The following is a 24,252-nucleotide window of genomic DNA, read 5'->3' as shown; positions in this document are numbered from 1 at the left end:
ATAATGGCAACAAAGTTTAGTACCACAATACAAATGAGTGCAGAGACCGTAGCTGCACTAAAATCGCAAGGGTATTCATTATATGGATTCAAGTCAGTAGAAGCTTCTGGTTCAGGAGAACCTACAGTTTGGTTTAAATTAGAAAAGGATAAGTTATTAACGAATACAGTAATTCATTGGGAGGAGCAGTTTCAAGGGTATAACTCTACTTCACAAGTTTCAGAAAGTGTTACCATCACAGCTAGTAATACGATAAATGCAGACTTAAACGATTTAATAACAATTGACTCGGCAGGAAATTTAAACGGGTCGAGTAGTGGACCGAAAGGGGCAATATCTTTTTTGAATAAAGCATCGCAGCAATTTACAGTAGGAATTAGTCAGGTTGTAGAAAATACGCCTAATATCTTATGTGCGTTCCCTATTTTAGGGAGTGGTTCTGCAAGGTCTATTACACCAATAACTACAATTGCACTGATTTTTTCTACTAATATTGTAGAAACAGCAACTGTAATTACAAGAGCAATGTCTTCAGGGGCATTGATAGATCTTACCGGGGCGCCGAATAATTCTCGTACTTTAGACTTTAGTCTGGATACAGGATGGGGAGCAAATGGAGCTACCTGGCTTAAAAAGTTCAACGCTTTCACCAGTATGAGCAGTCTGTTAATTAAATCCCCATCTAATAGTGTGGACAGAGCTATAGAAAAGAAACATAGCCTACAGGAAGCTTGATAAAGTGATTAAATAATACGAAAAGCCTTCTCTGTATTATGAGAAGGCTTTTTTATGGGGGCTATTGTGCTGATTATATATGGATTGTAAATGATGCTGTCAATCCAACACTAAAATTTTTGGGCAATTTTTCAACACCAAAAATTGCTCGGGAGTGTTTCCCTTTTTCTTCTAACACTTTTACAAAAAGATCAGAAGCGCCATTGACTACTTCAGGCGATTCATCCCAATTTTTTCCGGATTGGAAATAAGCATCTATATGATTAAGACCTATAAGCTTATCAAAACCAATTTTTTGTTTTACTTGCGATAGTACATTCAAGGCACACATTTCCATAGCTTTATACCCTTCTTCAGTAGAAAGCTCTTCTCCTAATCGTCCTTGATAGGTATATTCTTTGTTCCAGATAGGAAATTGAATTGCTATATAAGCAATATTTCCCCTGATATTGACAGATTCATAACTTCCTCCGGGAGAGGGTGTATCTGGTAGTTCTTTTCCAATTTTTTTGAGATTATCCTGTGCTGTCATTATTTTTTTCGTACTGTTTTTATGCTTATTTATAAGGGACTCTTGTTTTGGTAAATGAATACTTACATGTTCAATGTAAACTAATAAAAAAACTTTTTTATATAAAATCATGTTATACTCTAGAGAAAAAAAAGGGTAACGCTCTTTTTTCTCGACATATAGATGAACCCTTTTTTTATACTGTAATGAAAGTAGTACGTAAGCAAGTAGCAGCCCTTTTTTATTTTATCGCTATGATGATGTATGCTCAGGAATATACTCCACGTTTTGGGATTAAAGTAGGAGAAAACTTTTCTTTCGTAACCAAAAAACGAGAGGAACAAGTAGCTCATAGAGCAACACTTCATTTCGGGGTATTATTAGAAGTGCCCTTGACCGAAGTATTGGCTTTTCAGCCTGAGATTGTATATTCTCCTCAAGGAGCAACTATAGAGCGAATAACCGCAGAAGGAATGACATCGCATAGATTGCAGCTGGATTATCTGAATGTCCCTCTGTTGTTTAAATATTATGTGTTTAAGGGGACGAGCATACAAGTAGGGCCTCAGGTCGGGATATTATTGACAGGAAATTCAGAGAAAGAAATATTTCGTGACGGAGCCAAAGAACGTGTAACACAACACATCTCGGGGGTAACTCCCTTATTGGATTTAGGAACAACAGTCGGTATCGGATATCAAATGCCTCAAGGTTTTTTTGGAGAGGTAAGGTATTATTTAGGCCTTTCTACCAGTTATGATGATATGACTCATGAAATGAGAAATGCTGTTTTTCAACTAGCTTGCGGTTTTAAATTCTGATTCCTGTTGAATTTCAACGATATTATAAGATAAGAAACCCTGAGAAATCAAAATCGATTTCTCAGGGTTTTACAATTAATACATATACCTCGTTTAGTGATTGATTATTTGATAAAACGTTGTGTATACTCTTTTTTGTCAGAAAGAACTTTAAGAATATAGACCCCTTTAGGAAGTGGAGTTACATCTATTTCCTGACTAAAATCTCCTTGTAGAACAATTTTTCCTTGTAATTCTATGATGCGGTATGTCGCATCCTTTGAAGGAACAAACAAGGTGTTCAATGTGTTCCCCTTTATTGGATTTGGCTCGATAATTAGAGCATTGTATACAGGGGGATACACTGTTGATGAGTTACTTTCTTTCGTACTGTATGCCATTGAGGTTGGGCAATTTCCTATTCTTCTCCATCCGGAAGCAACTGTGTTATCACGTTGGAAAAGAGTGTTTTGGTGAATTACTTTGTCACCAATCTGGTATGTCCGACCGTTTACATATGTCTGAATACCATCACAGATATTTCCTGTTGTTCTGGCACTTTTTAAAGCAAAATTATCAATAGCAATATCTGCTTTCCAGGTAGCTCCTGTTAGTCTGTTAAAACGAAGTTGTACCGTTCCTCCTGAGTATGCAGACAGATCAATACTGGCAGATAGCCAATTGTTTCCTTTGTTACCAGTTTGGCTCCATAGGCTTACCCAGTTTGCACCGTTATCTTTACTTGCTTCCAGAGCGATGCTTCCCATGTCATTATCTCCATACATATGGTAGTTGAAGCTTACAGTTGCCTGAGCCAAATTTGTCAGGTCGAAACAAGGAGAAGTAAGAATAGCCCTTTTATTAGGATTTCCATTTATTCCATTTGTATTTGAGGCTTCTACATAGATATAATAGTTCCCTTGATGTGCACTGGAAGGACCTGTGTTATCCGATGGGGTGTTCCCGTTTTTCAGCGTCCAGTCAATATGATCATGCTTGCTTTGCTTCCATGAACCAAAGGAGTTTTCGAATCCCTGGTTATAAGGGAATGTCTGTACTGCTGCAGTACATTGGTCTCCACCGGTACCACTTGTTGTAGCAGATACCGCATCACTCAGAGCGGATTGATTTCCTGCTGCATCTTTAGCTCTAACTCTGAATTGATAACTGGTATTTGGAGTTAACCCTGTAATAGTAGCAGAATTTCCTGATACAGACGTTACAATAGTACTTCCCTGATAAACATCGTATCCTGTTACTCCTACATTGTCTGTAGCGGCATTCCATGATAATGTAAGAGAAGTGCTGCTGATATTAGAAGTGACTAAAGCCGTCGGAGTAGTTGGAGCTTGTGTATCTCCTCCGGATGCTCCGGCAAGAGGAACTTTCCATACACCACGACCGTAAGTAGCGGCTATCAGTACCTGATCTTTTAAATTAACCTCCAGGTCTCTTACAGAAATAGTTGGCAAATTCGAAGAATAGTTTACCCAATTGTTATTACCACTTTTGTAATATACCCCCAGGTAAGTTCCCAGATAGATATTTTCTGTTCCTTTTTGGTGGCGTACTACCAATTTTGCTTCTCCAGGAAGACCTCCTGCAATATTGCTAAAATTAGTTCCCTGATTAGTAGACTTAAAAACTCCTCCGTTACCAGAACCACTGGTGCTTACATAGATAATGTTAGAATTGTCATTATGAACTTCTACAGAAGAGATATTTGTTTGGAAGGTATGGATAGAACTCCAATTAATTCCTTTGTCCGTACTTTTATATAAATTTCTACCTCTTGCCGCATACATATTATTGGCATTGTTAGGATCTAATTCTATATGGTCTATTTTTCCACCAAAGTTAAAATTAGACACTTTTTGGAAGGAATTGTTACTCACTTTGTAGAATTTGCTATATCCAGCATATAATACCCCATTTTTATCTGAGACAAGTGGAGTAATCCAATTTCCTCTTTCTGGTCCTCTTGCTACTTGACGCTGCGTAACTCCTCTGTTGGTCGTTATATGTAATGTTCCTCCATATTGAGTAAAACTATAATAGGTGTCAGAATTATTACCACTTACAGCACAATCCATTCCATCTCCTCCATGATGATTATTCCATTCTGTTCCGTTGAGGGCATATCCTCCATTGTCCTGTAGGCCACCAACTAATCGATCAGCACTACTGTTTTGAGCTACAGATATTCTATAGAATTGACTAATCTGTAGTCCTTTTGTAAGACTGTTAAAACTACTTCCGTCGTTTTCAGAAAGGTATACTCCTCCATCACTACCACAAAATAGTTTTCCGTTATAATATCTCAAAAAGTGGATATCAGCATGTGTATAAGTTGCTTGTCTGGGGGAGCTCCAATTGTTGATTTTGGTAAATCTGTTTCCTCCATTAGTTGATTTCCAGATGTTAATGCATCCTACAAAAACAATGTCAGGGTTTTTGTCAGATACTCCAAGAGCTAAATCATACCATGCTTGATCTCCTTCAAAAATATTTTGAGTTTCTTGCGTTTTAGTGAAGCTTTCTCCACTGTTTGTCGATTTGTATAGGCCTTGAAAAGTGAAGCCTGTTTTGGCACTTAATACATATACATACTCAGGGTTAGCTGGAGTAATATCAATCACTAATCGTCCTGATCGGGAAGGAAGACCACTCTGTTTTTGACTAAATGTATTTCCTCCATCAGTAGATTTGTAAAAATTAGAACTGGTAACAGCATAAATCACCTTAGAGTTTCCGGGTTTTAGTTTGATGTCTTTGATGTTGCCATTCAGTGTTTTTGTCCAATTTGTTCCTGCATTGGTAGTTTTATAAACTCCCGTATCGGTGGCTACCCATAAGGTATTGGAATTATTCGGATCAATGTAGATATCATTACTGGATGCTCTGCTACTGGTGAAGGTCAGTCCGGTTTTGTTCCAGCTAACACCTCCGTCAGTAGATTTTAATACTCCAATACTGTAATTATCACTGCTGTCATCATCTCCTGTAGAGATATAAATAACTTTAGAATTATTCGGGTCAATAGCAATTCCAGAAACTCCTATTTGAGGGAGTTTGTCGGATAGTGGCGTCCAGTTAGCTCCTCTGTCTGTAGATTTCCAGATTCCTCCTCCCGGTGCTCCTACATAAAAAGTGCTAGGGTTGTTAGGATCTACGATGGCTACATTGACACGTCCTTGTCCCGGAGCCCAAGAACCAGTTTGATTGTGATCAAATGGCCCCATAGGAGTCCAGGTAGCTGCTGAAGCATTTTTGGTAGTTGCCGTCATTTTTTTTCTTTGTTCCCAGGCATTCCAGAAGAACTGAGGAGTAGGCACTGTTCCATCAGGAAGTAATGCATGCTTCCAGTACTCTCTCCATCTCATAAAAGGCTTGTATCCACTTCCTTTTTTGGTATGGTCTTTATTTTTCCAATAAGAGTCAAAAGCTTGACTTACTTCTTGGAATTCCATCGTTTTTCCTGATTTGGCTTTGTTCCCCTGGTTTACCCATGGTGCATCAGGATTAAATTGAGCCTGACTGATACCACAGGTCAGGCCAATTAAGGCAATTAATGTTTTTTTCATTAGTTGAGCTTGTGTTAAATAAATTAAGTTGGTATATGTGTTAGTTTGTTTCTTTAAAAATTTTACGCAGAGAACAGGTTGGTATATGAGGGAATATATCAGAGATCATACGACTTGCGTAAGGAAAAAATGTCAAAACAATTCATTAGTTTTTTCACTAACTATCGTTTGTTAGTTTATAGGAAATAACTATTAATAAGGAAGTTGAATTTGTGTAATAAAGTGTCATAGTTAAGTTGAGTTTGGTTATCGTGGTTCAAAATTCTAAAAAAAAAACATTACAAAATTCTTTTTTCGATAAGATGCAGATATTTAAAGTATTCGCTTTTGTTTTATGAGTTTATTAATAAATATTAGTCTTTTATTAAAAGAAAAATATGACATGAAGGGGTGGATTTTTCTTACAATTTTATAGAAAAAAACTCATTTTAATGTTGAATTTATTGTTTGTTTAATCTTAGTTGTTTCATTAAACAAGTTTTTGAAAAGTATAATTTTATGCATAAAGGAATGCTGTAAAGTCAAAATTGCTAAAAAATAATAAGCTGATTAATCATGTTTTTGGGTGCGGCCAAAAGGGATACTACCTCAGGGCTTGCCTTGAAATTGAAAATTTGTTTCCAACGAATGCCTCGTGGACTTATCTCTGAGTGGTTTACTTTTTAAAAGAAAAGAGGGAGGTTCTAATTGCTGTAGAACCTCCCTCTTTTCTAAAAACTAAATTTACTCCTTTTTTAGGGTTTAGGAAAAGGATATGTGATATTGGTGCATTTTCCATCAGGTACCCATTTAAGGGAACCGTCAACTTTTTTTAACTCAAATACCTCTCCTTCTTTAATAACTCTGTTACCTTCTATGTATTTAATGTTAGGATCGAATTTTACAGCCTCACAATGAGGGTTAAAATCTTCGCAAGAGGCTATACGATATGTGGTTTCTTCGGCACTGTATTGGTAAGTTGTGTAATAATTTTCATTTATTAAAAGCTCAAAATCTGATGTTTTTCCAAAAGATTGAAAATAGTCTTCCAAATGAATCTGTTTAACTACTTTTAGTTCCCCCGTAGGGTTAGGACCAATTAATGAACTGCCGATTCCACTATAGTCGGGTTTGTCTAAAACGGCTATGATTGACCCTTTAACTTCATAGTGAGTCATGTTTCTATAGTAGTGATTAGCAGGTCTTCTATAAACTAGCCAGTTTATAACTCTATCAGCACTAACATTTATTCTGGTACTTTGTGATCTCAAAATGCTTGCGTTCTCGGTCTCAGTTTTTCCTTCGGAGTTCGATATTGATATTGCTTTAGAGAAATTATAGGAAAAATTTCCATCTCCTCCTAGTTTAAGCTTCTTCGCCATTTCTGCTAGTGCATTGGGTTGAACACTAAAGCCGAATGAATGAGTAGTGGTAGTATTTGAACTTTTGCTTATAACTGTGCTGGATTCTATTCCTTCAATCACTGTAAAAGTTACTGTTTTATTAATTCCATTACCATCATTGTTACTATCACCGTGACAGGTATTTATTGTTCCTTGATTTTTATAACCAACTTCTCTTTCTCCGAGTTCAGTTCTTAGGTATTCTGCATGCCCAGTTTTTTTTAATTTAGCCCAAATTTTAGTGTCATATCTACTAGGTTTATTACTTACAGATTTGTTTACTCTGTTAGGGTTGTCTATTTTTTTTCCATTCATAAAAATCATTAAACAGTCTTCTCCTGTTTCTTTTTCGATATATCTAAAAAGATGAGAAAGGTCTTTACCTGTTAAGAATGTAAAAAATGCTAAATTAACTTTACTTATATCCTTCCCCTCTGGTTTGATATCGATTGTGTGAGGAGGGATATTTATGCGATTTCGGCTCTTTAAATTTTCTTTTTTACTTACATCTTCAGGGGAGAGAATCGAAGAAGCCGAAGGAGGTTTCACATGAGTCTCCTGCGTGTTTTGTAACTGGTCTTTTTCACAGGATTGAGATGATAAGACTACTGCTATCGCTAAAATAGCCTTAGTAATAAAATTGGTTTTCATAAATTGTTTTTTTTAAATGATTTTGTTGTGTGATCACGAGACCGAATGTAATTATAAAAAGGATATTCTTCCCTTTTAGAGAGGTGATTTCAGCTTTTTTTAACTAGCGATTGCTGTTTTTAACTTTGTTTAACTTATTGTTTTGTTTTTTTTATAAACACCTTATTTTTTTTGTCTTATTTTTAGTTTTTATGTTAATAAAATTATTTTTTGTTACTATTTTTTGTTTTTTTATTTTGAATTTGTTTGACAGGTAAGCTTGTTTTGTTTAATGTGTAAGAAATGATTTTATCCCCTAGATATGTTCTGGTTTTATAATGAATTTTTTTTAAACCCTTATATAGGTCCTTTTTATTAAGTCTGATTTGTCTGTATGAAGATTTTTCACTTTAATAATTGTACAGTTTGTATTAATTGGATTGACTTGTCGATTTTCCTTTTTTAGGAAATTATTTTTATGTTGTAAGATTCTTTGTTACCCTAAATGTATCAAAAGAAGTAGAGAAGGGATAATACCATTTATATATGGTATTACACCTTTAGCGGGCAATTGGTTTCGGCAGGAAAGGGTAGAGGAATAATCCATGAATCTCCAACGGAGATCCAGAGGCGTATATACGACACCTAATAAGAAATGTCAAAATGTTATAAATGCCTCTTTTGTTAAGTTATAAGGCTATATTACACGAATAGATGATTCTTATAAAATAAAACCGTGATCGTGTTTACTTTATAAGGAATGTTTTATAAAATATTCATTCGCTTATATAATTCTTTTTTAAAATTTTTAGAAATAGGTAAAGCATCTTTGTTTTGCATAATAATAGCTCCTCCGTCTTCTTTTATTAGATAGTTAATATGTTCTAGGTTAACTAAATAAGATTTATGAACTCTTGTAAATCCGTAATTGATTAGCTTTGTCTCAAAGTATTTTAGGTTTTTTGATATGATGATCTCTTTCTTATCGGACAAAATAAAAGTAGTATAGTTTCCATTGCTTAGACAGTATAGAATATTATGTACTTCTAATACATGAATTCCTTTGGCATCAGTAACAGATATCTTTTTACTCATAGGATTAAAAGCTGTAGCGGCATTTGTAGGGGGAAGAAATAGGTTGTTTTGCTGAATTTTATCAGATATTCTTTGTATGACTTCCGTAAGTTTGTGGATGTCTATTGGTTTGAGTATGTAATCAATAGCATTGTATTTATAACCGCGAATAGCATATTGATCGTAGGCAGAGACAAACACAATATTAAAAGAAAGTTCTTCTATTTCGGATAGGATTTCAAAAGCGGTGAACTCTCCGATTTGTATATCCATAAATACAAGGTCAGGTTGAAGAGAAGTTAACATTCGTACAATGGTATTTTTGTCAGAAGCTTCACCTAAAATTTGTACTTGAGGACAGTACATATTTATTAGGAGTGTTAAGTTCTCGCGATCTTTTTTTTCATCATCAATGATTATACAACTAAGTTTATCTTTCATAATTAGAGGTGGTAATGATAGGTAATATTATTTTTACAGAAGTTCCTTTAGGTTTACCTTCTTTCGTAAAAAGGTCTTTTGTAGAAACAGTAGTATTTTGATACCCTAATTGGGTTAAAATGGCTAATCTTTCAGAAATATTTCGCGTGGCTATAGATAATCCCTGATGTTTTCTCTTTTCATTGTATTGTCTTCCAACGCCGTTGTCTTTAATAATACATATAACTTCTTTTTCGTTTAAAACGAGACGGATTGTTAATTTTTTTTCTTGGTTAGATGGGAGAAGTCCATGGATAATTGCGTTTTCTACATATGGTTGAATGATCATTGATGGAATTGTTAACTTTGAGCCTTTTAGGTTTTCGTCAATGTGATATACAACCTTTATTTTTTCTTCTAATCTTCCATTTTCAATTTCGATATATGATTTTATAATCGCTATTTCTTTTTCAAAATCACTGTATACACTATGAGAATTAGACAAAACATTTCTAATAAGCCCAGATAGTTGAGTCATATATTCATTAGCCTTGAGATGTTCTTTTTTTAGAATAAAGTTTTGAAGTGCGCTAAAGGAATTAAATAAAAAATGAGGGTTCATAATTGTTCTAAGTGACTGTAATCTACTTACAGCAAGGCTGTTATTTAATTGGTAAAATTTAACCCGGGTAATGTGGTTTCGGTACCCAATAATTCCTATGATGACTACTATAATTCCTAAGAGGGTATAAATGGAAAGTCTGGTTTTTGTTACAGAAGCCTCCATCTGATGATTTTTGAATGTTAAAGAAGAGATTTCTTCCTCTTTTTCTTTAAGTAGATTATTAAACTCAATGGCGGCTAGCTCTTTTTTTAATTTAGAACTATATAATAAGGGATAATAATATTGATAGTCTTTTAGATAAGGAAGGAGTTGATCTTCCTGTCCAGCTTTTTTAAAGCTAATCGCCATATCTTCTAAAGTCATTATGACACGCTCTGCATTTCCTGTTTTTTTATAATATGACAATGCTTTTATATAAAATGAGATTGATTGAGAATAGTCGGCTACTTGTTGATAAATAGTCCCCATAGTATGCAGTATAGCCGCATAGTCATTTCTATACAATTCAATTTTGTCAAAATCAATATACGTTTTAATAATTTCAAGGGCCTTATGAGGTTTGTTTTTTTTTACATAATACCAGGCGATATTATTATACAATGTGTAACAATTTTTTTTTGAAGGATCACTGCAAAATACTGATGCCTTTTGCAAATAATATAAACTAGAATCTGATAGAGCATCATTTTGAGCATACGATAAGTTTATATATGCAGTTTTTCTATATGTGGAATCAGTAGAACGAGTTAATTTTAAAGATTTTAAATGTTCTTTTTTGGCCTCATCAAATGAACCAATATCTTGGAATAAGATACCCTTTGAAACATGAATATCACTTTGTAAAAGACTATCGTTTATCTTTTTGGCTAATTCTAAAGCTTTATTATAAAATTGTAACGCCTTGATATAGTTGTTTTTTTGAACTTCTTTGCCCCCATAATTCACTAACCGTATAATATAGCAAGTGGTATCTCCTCTTTTTTTACAAATTTGCAGAAGGTGATTATTTAGTTTTTCTGCTTTTTCATAATTAGATAGACGTGCTCTATATATATATTCTAATCTATGCCCAAAAGTTTTAATCCCATTAAAATAATTCTCTTTTTCAGATAGTTCTAACCCTCTCTTTAGGTAATATGCTGTTTTTTCATAGTCGTGATTTGCTTCTGAGGTTAATGCTTGTTTATAAAAATGCTGAATAGAATCCGCGCTGTTTTCTCTTTCCAAACATTGATTTGAAGGATCTTCTTGTAACGAATAGGTGTTAGGAAAATAAAATAATAAGATTTTGAATAATAGGAGTTTAAGAGTCATATTTATAAGAGTTGATTACTTAAAAATAAGTTTTAAAAACATGCTTATTCTATTCAAAATTGCTTGTTAACTAAAATTTGTGATTTGTTTAAAAACGATGATTTTTATAATCTTTTTACTATTAGAGTTTTAGTTTTTTTTTACAAATAGTAAAATTAATAAAACATGTTTTTTTAACATTTCTTTATAGAGAGTGAATTTGAAATAAATGATACGAGAGAATATGCTATTTTAATACATTGTAATCGTTGGTTAATACAAAATCAAGTATATTTTCTGTAAATAAGAAGTTTTTTAATGCTTTTTGGATAAAACAAAGAAAATCAAATATGATTACTTATGAATTTGGGCATAATATTGGATTCCCTATATAGAAAGCTACATCAGATACGAATCTAGTTTCTGGAGTGCCTAATAATGATCCTTGATCTATTTATGGGAATATGTATAGAAGATGGTTTGACTATCAGTCGTATAAGTAGGTTTATCGGAGGTGTTTTAAGAAAGTTATATGGACGTTTTAATCCAATATGTGATTCAGGTATGTTTTTTTGACTTTTCTTATTTAATCCTAAAAACAGATCTAAATGGAGTTGTTTTTTTATTTTCTATAAGGTAAATACTCCTAGAAGTGTGTCTTCATCTAATGATTAAAGTTTTAAAAAAACCTGTTTTTATAAAATGCTCTTTAGGTTTGTTTAGCAGAAGTTTACTTTATACATAAAAACATATTGTTTATACATTTTGAAGGTGGTTTGTTTAATAATGAGAGGAAAGAGTTCGGAGGTGCTTATACTTTAGCAACAAATTAATCTCAAACTTTTTATACATTATGAAAACAAAACTTTTAACCTTACTAGCTGTTGTAGCATTTACAACATTTGTTAAAGCAGATTGTACAGTAACAACGGATTGTGAAACAAGAACCTATCAAGTAGATAGCGTAAGTGTGAGCTACGATGGGGCAACTGTAACTGTTAAAGATGGAAATGGAGTAGTAATCGATTCTTTCTCTTGTGAAGGAGATAATGTGAGTTCAAGTTGTTCTACAGGAGATACCGGAGGAGATTTTAATATTTGTGATCATCTTCCTGATTCTCTGAAACCACTATTTGGATGCTAATCCATCAGTAAGAAAAACACCAGGTATCTATATAGCCTACCTTTAATATATTCTTATTATTGAATTAAATGCAAATTATCTCTTAGTAGAGAGTCGTATTCCCCCCTTCCTACTTCGAATCAGATAGCATATGATACCTGGTGTTTAATAGATTTATCAGGAACGATTTTTTAGCCCCTATAAAGTAAGTGATTTGTCCACTTACTTTTTATGTATTTGATCAAGTGATATTGGTTAAGAAAGCTGCTCTTGTAGAGAGAATAAATAAGCACAAAGAGAATTGATGACGATAGGAGGATGTATAAGTTTTAGAAATATTTTTTTTGTTTTTCTTATAGGGGGGTAGGTAATGATTGCACGACATGAACATGTAAAATCATAACAAAAACATCAAAATGTACAAAAAACAATTAAAAAGACTTTTATTAGTAGTAACCGCAGTATTACTTATTTCATGTGATCAAAATGATGATACGACTGTTTTGGATGAGTCCCTATCTAAAATTCTGACAGAAATAGTAGTACAAAGTAATTTGGCAGACAGAACGAAAAAAGCCGGGAATTTGACAAACTTTAAAGACTTGGGAGAACTACCGTTACAATCAGGAAGGTGGTTTAAAAAGAATAAGATATTTAGAACGGCGCATTTGGACAATGTAGACAAGAAAGGAAAAAAGTTTTTAGAGAGCCTGGGTGAGACCGTTTTAATAGACTTAAGAAGTGATGAAGAGATTGATTCGAATATCGATTTTTCTACCGTTCTTCCAAAGAATATTACAAGAGTACATCTACCGATTCCTATAAGTAATGCACTTAGTAATGGAGAAATTATCAAAAATGTATTGGGTATTGGAGTAAAAGAAAATGAGAACTACATACAAGAACAACGAGAAATACAGTATAAAGGATTCGTCACCAATACGGAATTATTCGAACACTACAAGAAAATAACTAAATATTTACTTGGCGATAAAAAAGTAATACTTCAGGGAGAGATGGGGAAAGATAGAATAGGGTTTCTTACAGCTTTATTATACAGTTCATTGAATGCATATGATAAATATGTTATTGATGATTATATTCATGCGAATACAACTCTGAAAGAAGTATTCAAAGATTATAAGGATAATGAGGTTCCAGAAATAGTAGAAATGGCAAAAAATGAACTACAGGCAGCTCCTGACTTTAATAAATTGTCAGAAGAAGAAATAGATAAAAAAATACAGCCTTTAGTAACCTCTTTAGAGACATCTTTATCTGTGAAAAAAGAGGATATAAATTTAGCGCTTGCATTGATCATAAAGGAATATGGATCTTATGATGTATATTTAAAATTGGCCTTTGGAATTTCTCAAAAAGAATTGGAAGAAAAGTTATCGATTAAGAAGCAAGGATAAATTCCTAAAAATATATTATTGATAAAAAAAAGCAAGTGATTACTATCACTTGCTTTTTTAGTAGTATATGTTATCCTCCAAAAGTAAATAACAATCCAATATTGAAGGTAAGATCCCCAACGGTAGATTCTTCTACTTTTCCGGCATTCAAATAAGCTGTGTGTACATTAAGGATTCCATACTTGAACCCGAGAGCAGGGCGGAACGCAAAATTAGACTCGTCAAACCCGGTTACATTTACATTAATCCCATTAGAAACAATCGAATAATCACCTTGTTTTATACTAGCCAGTCCTATTCCTAATCCTACATAGGGTTGAAAACCATCTTCTCTGAAGTAATATCGAGCATTAGCCAGGACAGTTCCCATTTTTACCGTGGCCAGATTAACTCCTCCAAGTTTTTCTTCAGCAAAAATATCAAGTTGGTACAATAAAGAAACATCCAATTGTTTTAGGACCCCATATCCTGCTTCAGCAGTAATGGTAAGTCCCCCTTCTGCAATATCGGCTAGGTCACCAGAAGGAGAAACAAATCCTACTCCAAATCCGGCTTTAATTTGTGCTTGTGAGGTGGTAAAACTCAATAAAGAAATGATAATAACAATCCATGTTTTTTTCATAGTAGTATGTGTTTTTTAGGTGTATGAAATTATAAAAAATCTTTTTTTCACAGTGTAAAAAAAGAGATTCTTTTTCTGTCTTTTGTAAGAAAAAAAAATGATGCTTTATCAAGGTTAAAAGTTGTCATTTAATGAGAATTAAAAAGAAGGATATGTTAAGGTAGCTAGAAGCGTATAATAGCTTTATCATATGATAGCTATTTGAAAAAAGTATTTTATATAAAAAAAGATAAAGGATATTTTTGCATCACCAACTTATACACAAATAATAATGAAAACAAACTTTTTGCTAAAAGTTGTATGCGTGCAGATGCTCTTTTTATCTTGTACAAGAAGCCTGAAAGATCAACACCTACCTCATAAAAAGAACGTACGCATATCGACTCGTGATAATACTTCTTCTTTTGTAGGGAATACTAAGAAGACTATTCCTGTAGATAACATGATGAAACCTGAAGAGAAGTTGATAGTATTATTTTCTGCTTCAAAAGAAACCAAACAAAAAGAAGCAAAATGGATGGATCTGGTATTATCTCCTATAGGTTGTAATAGACTTGTCAAATAGATGTAAACACCTCAATTATTTAATAACAACTATAAGTCGCAGTAAAAGCCCCTTGGAACTAGTTCCAAGGGGCTTTTTATTTGTTTGTCATCATAAAGAATAATATGATGTAACTCAAGAATAAATGAGTTGTATAAACAGAAACCTTTTAACCATTTATTAGTATTTGTAGAGGATTTTATTAACACTATTTCAAATAAACAGCTGTGTGTTTTTTGTAATATTGCACTTTATTTAGAATAAATAAAAATAAAAAATCATCTGCGAGAATAGTTCGATACCTGTTTGTGGTATTCTCAAAGGTTACAATACGATTTAAAAAATGATAAAAAAGATAGAAAGTTAGCCAGGTAGCTACTAAATATAGATTATAAATAGTAAACATAAGACCAGTAAAAATAAAAGCCCAGTGTTTCTGTCTCTCAAAACTTTGCACTGAGCTAATAATAAAAACAATCACAAATTGTGATTGTCGTTAAACGACAAATTTATGAAAAATCTACCTATTGTAGGAAGAAAAGATAGTGCTGTAATAACCACTATTACGAATCAAACCAAAGGAGTCACTATCGACTTACGAATACTAACTAACAGTACAGCTGATAACCAATCATGTAGAGAAAGTAGTGTGTAATTTCTGTATAGCTGACTTTGAAAATAATAAATTTTATAGAAGAGAATTCAAGAGCTTAGTATTCGTAATTATCATGTTATAAAAGAAGTATATACCGCTTTCGCGATAGAGATTTCTTTGAGTATCTAATCCTTTTTTGTTTTATTAAAAGGGCTGTTAGTATTGTTTCTATTAAAGAGCAGACAGTGCAAAAATAGACAAATTAAAGTAGATAGTAGTATTGGTTTATTGAGCACATCAAGTACCGAAATAACTAATAGCGAATATGGATTTCTTCCCCAAAACAGCAATTGAATTTTTATAGTAGTAACGTATTTGTTTGAATACCATTCCTTCAGAAACTTATAGAGAGCAGCGCTACGAATAACGAATAACATCAGGGAATCATCAGATTATCTAAAGAGTTCAACTCTTTGTGGTAATTATCTGATAGGTAGGGTCCTGAAAAGATAGAAGAATAACATAATTATATTTTATAACAATGAATCCCCTTAGTAAAGTAATTAAGGACGCTACAAAAGAAGACCACCAAGCGTTGGAAAAGAAAGTAGTAGAAAGACTCAAGAATATCAAAAGCAAAGGAGATTATGCGGACTTGCTGAAGTATTTTCATAATTATTTTGATCATCTGGAAAAAGCGATAGCTCCTTTTTTGACAGAAGAAATCAGACCCAATTATAAAGATAGACGTACGTCTGAACATCTTAGAAATGACCTGCTTGCGCTTCAGGATGTACCTGTATCTTTTCGAGATATAACAATTCCGGTAATTAGTAATTCATTAGAAGCGATAGGAGCTTTATATGTTATGGAAGGTTCCATCATGGGAGGAGGAATAATTGTGAAAATGCTTGCTAAAAAAGGAATTACTAAAGGAGTTTCTTTTTTTTCAGGTTATGGGGAGGATACTTTAATGATATGGAATGCTTTTCAGAAAGCAATGAATACCTCCGCGTATACTCAAGAACAAAAGCTGATAATCATTTATACCGCTCAAGAGACATTTCGACATTTTTCTCAATTATTTGACGCAGTACCAACCTTTTCAGAACCAGTCATGCTGAACTCAAATGAATTTATAAATACTCAAAAATGAAAAACCACATTATAAAAACAACAACAATATTCGCCATGGGGCTTCTCTTATTATCATGTTCCAATGATTCGGATGAAGTAATAGAAGAGGAAAAACAGACGCCTCAACAAGGGACCATTATTAAAGAAGAAATAACGTATAATCCAAATCCTGTTGGAGAAGCTCCACTTTATTTGAATCAATTGTACATTGATTTGGATGATATGAAAATAGGTAAAACCGTAACGTACGGATCAAAAAAATGGGTCAATTTTGATTTATACGGAGGTAATGATACCCCTTTGATCGAATCTTCGCCAATCACAGAGAAATGGCATTTGGTTGCTACAGCTTATGAACAATTATTACCCGAAGGGATCCCCTATACAGTATATGGAGTATTATCTAATATTAACGAATCAGTAGCGGTTTCTAAGTTTTCTGATATGAATATGAGCGAGGAGGAATTCAAAGAAGTCTATCAGAACTTTACTATTGACAAAGCTAAAACATTAAAATACGATGAAAGGATTAATACAATAGGATATGATTGGAAAACATTTGATATGAGCAATTCTTTTTCCATCAACCAACGGCTATTCTACCTTATCAAAACAGTAACGCAAAAATATTACAAACTACGTTTCCTTGGTTTTTCAGAATCGGAAGGAAGGTTTTTACATATAGAAATCACAAAACTATAAAGATGAAAATAATAACAATACCCATGCTGTTGGGAATGTGCCTCTTCTTTTCTTGTAGTAAAGAAGAGACAACAGAAATACCTGAATTTAAAGAAGATATTTTTAATAAAAATGTATTAGTAAGGAATCTGGCAGCAGTAAATTATAACAAACCAACTTATTTTAATTTCAGAAAAAATAAAATTGTAGAAAAACCAGAGGGGAATAATTGGGATCTGGGTTTTAAAAGGCATCAACTGCTGATCAATGGAGGAGCAGATACGGATCCCATAGAAAGAACCGGTAAGGCCGAAGGGATGATCATAGATGAAAACTACGAAACTATTATTAATGTACCCGCCCCATTGAATTTAGTTGGTGATGAGGGAAATGAAAAATATGCCTTTGGCTATGCCAGAGGAACTGAATCCTGGTATGAAATTATTAATGCAGCCATTTTTAAACCGTATAAAAACAGAAGTTTTTTTATGACCACTGCTGATGGTCAATATTATGTAAAGTTTAGGATTTTGAGCGGTTACAAGGATATTTATGAAGGGTTTGACTCGTTAAGCTGGGAAACAATGAGATGGCCGGACTACTTTACTTTCGAATATCAAATCATTAATAAACAAGATAAATTTACTCCATGAAATCCAATTGTTTTTTCATCATTTTACTGCTACTATTAACCCATTTTTATGGTTGTAGAGATACAAGTTTAGATGCAGAATTATATAGTGCTTATGAGGATCAAATAACTCCTCCATCTATAAAAACAGAACTCTACCTAATTCATTTTAAAGATAAAGGGAATCAGGATATAACAAAAAAAGAAGCTTTTTTAAGTAAAGAAGCAATAGATAAGAGAGCGAAACATGCAATTACTACTGATCAATTAGACCTCCCGGTTTATCAGGAGTATATCGATGAAATTAAAACAACAGCAGATATTGAAGTAATGTTTGCAACAAGATGGTTTAATGCATTGGTAATTGCGACAGGTAAAGATTTTGATAAGAAGGAGTTAGAAGCATTAGGTTTTGTCCAGAAGATTGAAAGTTTTGGAGAAAGAAAAGAACTGCATTCCTATGAAGAAGGAGCAAATAGTACGGAGAGAATAACACAAAAATTAACGGGCTATGCTAGTAATTCGGAATACTTATCAGGTACTGAAATCAATTTTGGGAGTGCCCTTAATACCTTAGAGTTTTATAAAAATGAGTTGCCTCAACAAGGGTTTTTAGGACAGGGAATTACTATTGCCTTAATGGGACAAGGCTTTTTATTAGACTTTGAAATAGATCAAGAAGGAGAGGGAACGAATTTGGAAGCTATAGCTCACCTGGGAGACCAACGTCAAATTATTGATACGTATAATTTTCATAGAGGAGACCATGAAGTGGATACCCGATCATGGGAAGGGCATATAGATTTGGAGTTTAGCGCTTCGATACTTCCGGATCAATTTGTCGCTCCGGCATGTAAAGCAAAATACGCATTGTATGTGCCTGAAAGTTCTGATCAAGAAGAAGCTGTTGATGAATTACTATGGGTTAGTGCTTTGGAAAGAGCGGATAGTTTAGGAGTTCATATCGTGAATTCGAGAAATATTTTTGGAAGTCATTTTGATGATCCAAATAGAAATATACCTTTCGAAAAAATGGATGGTAAAACAGCTTATTCCTCAAGAGCCGTTAACATTGCTATGTCTAAAGGAATACTTGTAATAAATACCATGCCTTCTACAAAAGTACCGACTCCCCCTACTGATGCTTCTTATACAATTGTGGGAAGTGGAATCTCACAAAAATTCTTTGGGGAAGGGTATCAAAAAGCTTGGAGTTTTGAAGAAGTAAAAACAGTTGACGGACGCTCTAAACCTGATTTTTTTAGTATTGATCAATCTGTGGATGACATCCGTGGAAAAAGATTAAGTTTTATAGCGACAGGGAGTATTTTTCTAACAGCTAATATCGCTTCTTTATGGTCTGCTCTACCTAATAAATCAGCAAAAGAGATCTACGATTTACTTCATGAGTCTAAAGAGAACGATGATACTAGCTTGACTAATTATATAAACATAAATAAAGCATATGAAATTGGTAAATAATTCAATAAAAGAAATCATCCTAATACTGGTAATGTTATTTTTTATAGGATGTGTTACTGAAGACAGTCATATTGATATTTCAGAAGAAAGTACTTATGAAAATGGATATGATGAAATCCCTGATAAAAGAGGGAGAGTTAAATATTTTTTTAATTCGCATGGGCTGTATCTGTATAAGTATAAACCTGTTTATGATGATTTAGGTAGGGTAATAGAAATTCATTACGGAGATAGGTATACCTTAGATCATAAACTAAAAAAAATGTACTCTTTTGTGTATCATTCAGAGGAGAGTAAAAAGATGAAAATCAAAAAAATAGGCAGGTTTAATACCCATGGGAAACTTACGGACTATATAGACCCAGATTACTCTAAGATTGTTGAACCGCTCTCAGAAACTGAAGTTTTGTTTCCTGATAAGATAAATTTTTTCACCCAACTAGAAGGAGGAGAAGCATTAATCTTATGTGCTGGTATGGAGAGTTCTTTTGAACTTGCAGGGCATGGAGGAGGGAGCTCAACCTTGGTTTCCTTAGATCAGGTCAAGTATGTAAATGTCGCCATGTTTGATGCATCGCGAGATTATAAGGGAGGGTATGCCTATGGTATTACAAAAGAATTTAATGATGATGGGCTACCTGTTATTTTTTATAGAGGAATAGTCAGAGACGCGCAATTTATAATTGAATATTATGATTAAAAAAATAAGTTTAGCTATACTAGGAGGACTAATAATAATAGCTTGTGAGACAGACCTGGAAATACAAAAAACAAATAGAAAAGACATTGCTGCTGATTTTAGATTATTAGAAGTGCAAGATGATCAGGAGAATGTAATAGAGTCATACGTGTATGGGAATAAACAAGAACTCACTAAAGTAAGGCTCAGAGGAAGTGATTTGTTTAACCTGCGATATCAGGAAGGAAAAATTAATACTATTAATAAAAGAACAGTACATATCACAGATGATGGATATATAGTCGTATGGGGTGATGATACTGAAGTACAATTAGAAAAGAAGGCTACTTCATGGAGGATTAATTATCTACAAAAAAACGAAGAAGGAGTGATGGTGATTTCAGATTATTTAGATTTGTTTTTTGATGATAACACTAATATTGTCAGGAGCTATTTACACTCCCATAATAGGAATGTGTTTTATTTTTACGATTCCATGTTGACTCCCTATCATGCTATTCAGGAAGAAGTATTAATCTGTTTATTAAATTATCCCTTACCACGTATGGAAGAAAATATCACAAGGATCATCAGTAATAATAATGTAGTGAGAATTAGTAAGCTGCCTAAATCTGAAGATATATCCACTACCATAGAATATAATGGAGAAATACAGGAATTGACATATCGGTATATTCATCCATTATATGACGTACCGGTAAAAAAGAACATCTTTCCAGGAAAAAAACAATCATTCACTTATAAATATAATCAATAGAAGTAAGCTACAAGCAAGTACATGAAACGCATAAATGGTTGTAGCCTCATATGGAGGAGTCAAATAGAGCGTTCCGCCAGATTATTAGAACCATAGCCAATCATTCTATTGCTGTATAATTACCATAACACTGTTATAAGCTTAAGGGCGAACTCTTAAGCCAGGAACAGAATTGACTGAAATCAAAAGGTATTACTTCAATATAAAAACAAATTACGTATTCATAAAATACCATGAAACAAACAAAACATATATTACTGTTACTGCTATTGCTATATAGTATGAATGGTATGTCACAACACATAATTAAAGGAAAGCTTATCAATAGTATTTCCCAACCGGTGGAAGGCGTTGTACTGAAAGAAATTAATACAAACAAAAAAGTGATTTCGAATAAGCTAGGGTATTTTGAGTTAGAGGTAGAGACACTACCTAGCACAGTTGTTATTTTGTCAAAATTCTATCAGCAAAAAACAATTCATTTTAAGACAACTGCTTTTAAAAATATCAGCTTAGAGAGTATACAGATAGAGGAGGTTTTGTTGATAGGAACTAAAGAGAATAAGAAAACCAAAGAAGTTTTTTCCAGTAGTAATACATTGGGAAATAAAGCAGTTATTAATACGGTAGAAGCTAACCCGATCAATATTCTTAGAGGGCAGATTGCCGGTTTGCAGATGAGTGCTACAGCGGGAGGAGTTACATCTGGTAGTAGTATGATTATCAGAGGACAAAAATCAATAGCAGGAAATAATCAACCTCTTTTTGTAATTGACGGAATCCCTATCCCGAATGAATCCTCGGGAGCGAATGCTAATGGGGGACAAGATTGGGGAAATGCTCTGAAAGATATAAACCCTTTTGATATCGAAGAAATCAATGTGCTAAAATCTGCGATGGATGCTAATAAGTATGGAGCCAGAGGATTGAATGGTGTAGTAGAAATTACCACTAAAGGCAACCGAATAAAAAATGGCTGGAGTTTTAATGCCAATGCAGGATATTCTATAGGAAAGACCTTTGGAGCTCCAGAGCTTATAGATATCAACGATATTGATAAAAATGACAAACGCTCTTTTTTACTGACAAAAGCAAGTGAGAATTATTTAAACCATTTCGAGGATGCGAATTCGCAAACCCTCCATATTTCTGCATCAAACGGTACCAAGATTAGTAAGTCATACCTATCTTATACCTTACATGCGAATAAAGGAAACTATCATGAAAATACGTTTGATAAACACAACCTCTTACTAAAGAACATACTTCAGGCATCTGACAAACTTCAATTAAGTACAAGGTTGTCTTTTATTTCCTCTCTAAGTCGAAATGCTCCTAGTATCGGAGCTCATAAATTTTCTTCATTAGGGAATCAATTTATTAATGCCCCGATTAATATTGCTGATAATGTAGGGAAAAGTGCTTTGGAAAACCAGACAAACTGGTGGCTTTATGGACATAGAGCAGAAAAAAGAAATACCACATTTAGAGGGGCTTTTAGCCTTAATTATGAATTAACACCTACACTTTTTATAAATGCCAGTACGAGTTACTCAGGATATAGTATTAGCACAGAAGAATTAGCCCCCGGTTTTTTTAGAGACCTGGATTCCGATAGAAGAGAATATGTTTTATATCTCGATGAAGATACCCATAGCTACTATAATACGGCTGAAGAAAAAACAGATGAAGTATCCCTTTATATCGGATTTAAACAACAGTTGCAATTTAATCAGTTTACAATAGAGAATGAACTTTCCTTTGATTATTTTAATACAAATTCAAGTATTATAGGAGAAGCTTATATCCCTAAAACATCCATACCCATTCCATTTTATCGAGGGTTTGAAAAAGAGGTCTTAGCTACCTATCGACAGGCAGATCAAAGAATATTAAACAGTTCTTTCAAGGCAAAAAATGCAAACCAAAACAGTATTTATGGTTTTTATTTGAGCCATACAAATTCATGGAGAGAAAAATTATTCCTGCATTTAGGGCTTAAATATCATATCAATAAGACGTTTAAATCTTTGGGAGATTTAAGTGAAATAAAACAAGCATATCCGGCAGTTGGGGTCTCATATAATGCATTGGACGATGTAAGAAAATTGCTCAATAAGGAGATTAGGTTTATGTCTAATCTATCTATAAAAACAAACTTTGCCAAAGTCGGGAATGTAACAGGATTATACCATATTTCGAACCCTGTGAATTCTGATTTGGAATTGCCATACCCTTCTCATCAGACTATTATGAAGCCTTATTATACTCAAAATGCTGTTTTTGGAGCAAAAAATGACTATCAGATAGGGTTTTCTGTAGAGAAGTCATGGGAAAATGAATGGGGACTGGATACCTATTTTTTTAAAGATCGAATAAAACTATCGACAGCTTATTATACAAGATTGACCAATAATCACTTATATGAACTATTAACACCTCTCGAAAATAATGAATCAATTATTAGACAAATGGAAGTTGATGTTGTAAACAGTGGATGGGAAGTACAGCTGCATTCAAAAATTATTGAAACACCTGATTTTACATGGGAAAACATCATTAATTATTCCAGTAATAAAAATCGTTTTAAAGAGATAAATGGCGGCGTACAGCAATCTCAACTAGGGCAGGAAGAGGTAAATCTCAGAGGAGCGCTGACCGGCAGTTTCGGAACAATGGTATCTAATTATTCTTACTTAAGAGAAGGAGGAAATAAAGTATTTGATGCAAATATGCGGTATCTGCCCAGTGGAAAACCTGAAATAATCGGAGATGCTACTCCCGATTTTCTATTAGGGATGGTTAATGTATTTAGGTATAAAAATCTGGAATTCTCTTTTGTATTGGATAGTAAATTTGGAGGGGATATCCTCTCAGGAACTTATGCATTATTATATAACCGAGGAGCCTTAAAAAACACAGCCTTTGGAAGAACAAAAGAAAATGGTGGCGTAGAAAGAGTAGAAACAGATACTCATTATAATCCTGAAACAGATGAAAATGAAATAAGTTATATAAGAAGTTTCGATGGAATCATACCAGAAGGAGTTTTTGCTAGCGAAACGATCCTTCATGGAGTAAATGTGGGAGGATTAACATTTGAACAGGCAAGAGAAAGAATAGGAACAGATAGTAATGGAGAATACTTACTTCAACCATTAAAGGCAAATGATTATTATGAAGGTTTTACAAAATACGCAGGAGTAAAAGAAGATGCGGTTTTTGATAATAGTTATATAGCTTTGAGAGAAATAAAGGTAACCTATAATCTGCCAGAAAAATGGTTGAGAAAATCAAGGTTTGCTACGATGAGTTTAGGACTAGTTGGTAGAAATTTAGGGTACTTGTACAGAAGTTTACCTTATAACTTAAACCCAGATGGATCTTATAATAACAGAAATGGAGGAGCTTTTGAATTCGGCTCCTTATTACCTGTTCGAAATTTTGGAGCGTTTATTAGGTTTAAGTTTTAAAAAACAAAAAAGAGAATTATGTTTTAATATGTATA

General features: G+C 33.4%; 19 protein-coding genes. 13 read left to right on the top strand and 6 right to left on the bottom strand.

Features of this window, described 5'->3' with window-relative positions; translation table 11 throughout:
* Positions 1-3 precede the first annotated feature (3 nt).
* Positions 4-735 (top strand): hypothetical protein, encoded by a 732-nt coding sequence (locus tag HN014_RS01395; protein ID WP_176027124.1) that lies wholly within the window; start codon positions 4-6, stop codon positions 733-735.
* Between the two features lie 73 nt (positions 736-808).
* Here the strand turns inward: HN014_RS01395 and HN014_RS01390 are convergent, their stop codons facing one another.
* Positions 809-1,267: a RidA family protein gene (locus HN014_RS01390; protein ID WP_176027123.1), complete on the bottom strand. Its 459-nt coding sequence runs from the start codon at positions 1,265-1,267 to the stop codon at positions 809-811.
* A 185-nt stretch (positions 1,268-1,452) separates the two neighbouring features.
* Between HN014_RS01390 and HN014_RS01385 the strand changes: the two genes are divergently transcribed.
* On the top strand, positions 1,453-2,067 hold the full coding sequence (locus tag HN014_RS01385; RefSeq protein ID WP_176027122.1) for a porin family protein: 615 nt from the start codon (positions 1,453-1,455) through the stop codon (positions 2,065-2,067).
* Positions 2,068-2,171: 104 nt separating this feature from the next.
* On the opposite strand, the gene HN014_RS01380 is transcribed toward HN014_RS01385, so the two are convergent.
* The 4 genes from HN014_RS01380 to HN014_RS01365 all read right to left on the bottom strand — a co-directional run bounded on the left by HN014_RS01380 (position 2,172) and on the right by HN014_RS01365 (position 11,075).
* Positions 2,172-5,630, bottom strand: a complete 3,459-nt coding sequence (locus HN014_RS01380; protein ID WP_176027121.1) for a fibronectin type III domain-containing protein — start codon at positions 5,628-5,630, stop codon at positions 2,172-2,174.
* Between the two features lie 734 nt (positions 5,631-6,364).
* A complete protein-coding gene (locus HN014_RS01375; protein WP_176027120.1) occupies positions 6,365-7,663 on the bottom strand; it encodes a hypothetical protein in 1,299 nt (432 codons plus the stop codon).
* A gap of 744 nt (positions 7,664-8,407) precedes the next feature.
* A complete protein-coding gene (locus HN014_RS01370) occupies positions 8,408-9,157 on the bottom strand; it encodes a LytTR family DNA-binding domain-containing protein (RefSeq protein WP_176027119.1) in 750 nt (249 codons plus the stop codon).
* On the bottom strand, positions 9,147-11,075 hold the full coding sequence (locus HN014_RS01365; RefSeq protein WP_176027118.1) for a histidine kinase: 1,929 nt from the start codon (positions 11,073-11,075) through the stop codon (positions 9,147-9,149). The genes HN014_RS01370 and HN014_RS01365 overlap by 11 nt, the downstream gene beginning before the upstream one ends.
* 832 nt (positions 11,076-11,907) lie before the next feature.
* On the opposite strand from HN014_RS01365, the gene HN014_RS01360 reads away from it, so the two are divergent.
* Together HN014_RS01360 and HN014_RS01355 are read left to right on the top strand one after the other, a co-directional pair.
* A complete protein-coding gene (locus HN014_RS01360) occupies positions 11,908-12,198 on the top strand; it encodes a hypothetical protein (RefSeq protein WP_176027117.1) in 291 nt (96 codons plus the stop codon).
* A gap of 395 nt (positions 12,199-12,593) precedes the next feature.
* Positions 12,594-13,595 carry a tyrosine-protein phosphatase gene (locus HN014_RS01355; RefSeq protein WP_176027116.1) on the top strand — a complete coding sequence of 334 codons (1,002 nt, stop codon included), beginning with the start codon at positions 12,594-12,596 and terminating at the stop codon, positions 13,593-13,595.
* A 70-nt stretch (positions 13,596-13,665) separates the two neighbouring features.
* Here HN014_RS01355 and HN014_RS01350 read toward each other — a convergent pair whose 3' ends face one another.
* Entirely contained in the window at positions 13,666-14,217 is a 552-nt protein-coding gene (locus tag HN014_RS01350) for an outer membrane beta-barrel protein (RefSeq protein WP_176027115.1), read from the bottom strand.
* Positions 14,218-14,488: 271 nt separating this feature from the next.
* Between HN014_RS01350 and HN014_RS01345 the strand changes: the two genes are divergently transcribed.
* The 9 genes from HN014_RS01345 (at position 14,489) to HN014_RS01305 (ending at position 24,217) form a co-directional block, all read left to right on the top strand.
* Positions 14,489-14,782 carry a hypothetical protein gene (locus tag HN014_RS01345; protein WP_176027114.1) on the top strand — a complete coding sequence of 98 codons (294 nt, stop codon included), beginning with the start codon at positions 14,489-14,491 and terminating at the stop codon, positions 14,780-14,782.
* A 490-nt stretch (positions 14,783-15,272) separates the two neighbouring features.
* The gene (locus HN014_RS01340) at positions 15,273-15,416 is read left to right on the top strand and encodes a hypothetical protein (RefSeq protein WP_176027113.1); all 144 of its coding nucleotides are present in this window, start codon (positions 15,273-15,275) and stop codon (positions 15,414-15,416) included.
* 481 nt (positions 15,417-15,897) lie between these two features.
* On the top strand, positions 15,898-16,512 hold the full coding sequence (locus HN014_RS01335) for a biliverdin-producing heme oxygenase (RefSeq protein WP_176027112.1): 615 nt from the start codon (positions 15,898-15,900) through the stop codon (positions 16,510-16,512).
* Positions 16,509-17,195, top strand: a complete 687-nt coding sequence (locus HN014_RS01330) for an HmuY family protein (protein WP_176027111.1) — start codon at positions 16,509-16,511, stop codon at positions 17,193-17,195. The genes HN014_RS01335 and HN014_RS01330 overlap by 4 nt, the downstream gene beginning before the upstream one ends.
* A gap of 2 nt (positions 17,196-17,197) precedes the next feature.
* Positions 17,198-17,827 carry an HmuY family protein gene (locus HN014_RS01325; RefSeq protein ID WP_176027110.1) on the top strand — a complete coding sequence of 210 codons (630 nt, stop codon included), beginning with the start codon at positions 17,198-17,200 and terminating at the stop codon, positions 17,825-17,827.
* The gene (locus HN014_RS01320; RefSeq protein WP_176027109.1) at positions 17,824-19,287 is read left to right on the top strand and encodes a hypothetical protein; all 1,464 of its coding nucleotides are present in this window, start codon (positions 17,824-17,826) and stop codon (positions 19,285-19,287) included. The genes HN014_RS01325 and HN014_RS01320 overlap by 4 nt, the downstream gene beginning before the upstream one ends.
* A complete protein-coding gene (locus tag HN014_RS01315) occupies positions 19,271-19,987 on the top strand; it encodes a hypothetical protein (RefSeq protein ID WP_176027108.1) in 717 nt (238 codons plus the stop codon). The genes HN014_RS01320 and HN014_RS01315 overlap by 17 nt, the downstream gene beginning before the upstream one ends.
* Positions 19,980-20,744 carry a hypothetical protein gene (locus HN014_RS01310; RefSeq protein ID WP_176027107.1) on the top strand — a complete coding sequence of 255 codons (765 nt, stop codon included), beginning with the start codon at positions 19,980-19,982 and terminating at the stop codon, positions 20,742-20,744. Before HN014_RS01315 ends, HN014_RS01310 begins: the two co-directional genes overlap by 8 nt.
* 290 nt (positions 20,745-21,034) lie before the next feature.
* Positions 21,035-24,217 carry a TonB-dependent receptor plug domain-containing protein gene (locus tag HN014_RS01305; protein ID WP_217704356.1) on the top strand — a complete coding sequence of 1,061 codons (3,183 nt, stop codon included), beginning with the start codon at positions 21,035-21,037 and terminating at the stop codon, positions 24,215-24,217.
* Positions 24,218-24,252: the final 35 nt, after the last annotated feature.

This window comes from Aquimarina sp. TRL1, from assembly GCF_013365535.1.
Taxonomy (GTDB): domain Bacteria; phylum Bacteroidota; class Bacteroidia; order Flavobacteriales; family Flavobacteriaceae; genus Aquimarina; species Aquimarina hainanensis.
This window is presented reverse-complemented; position numbering and strand designations above follow the sequence as displayed.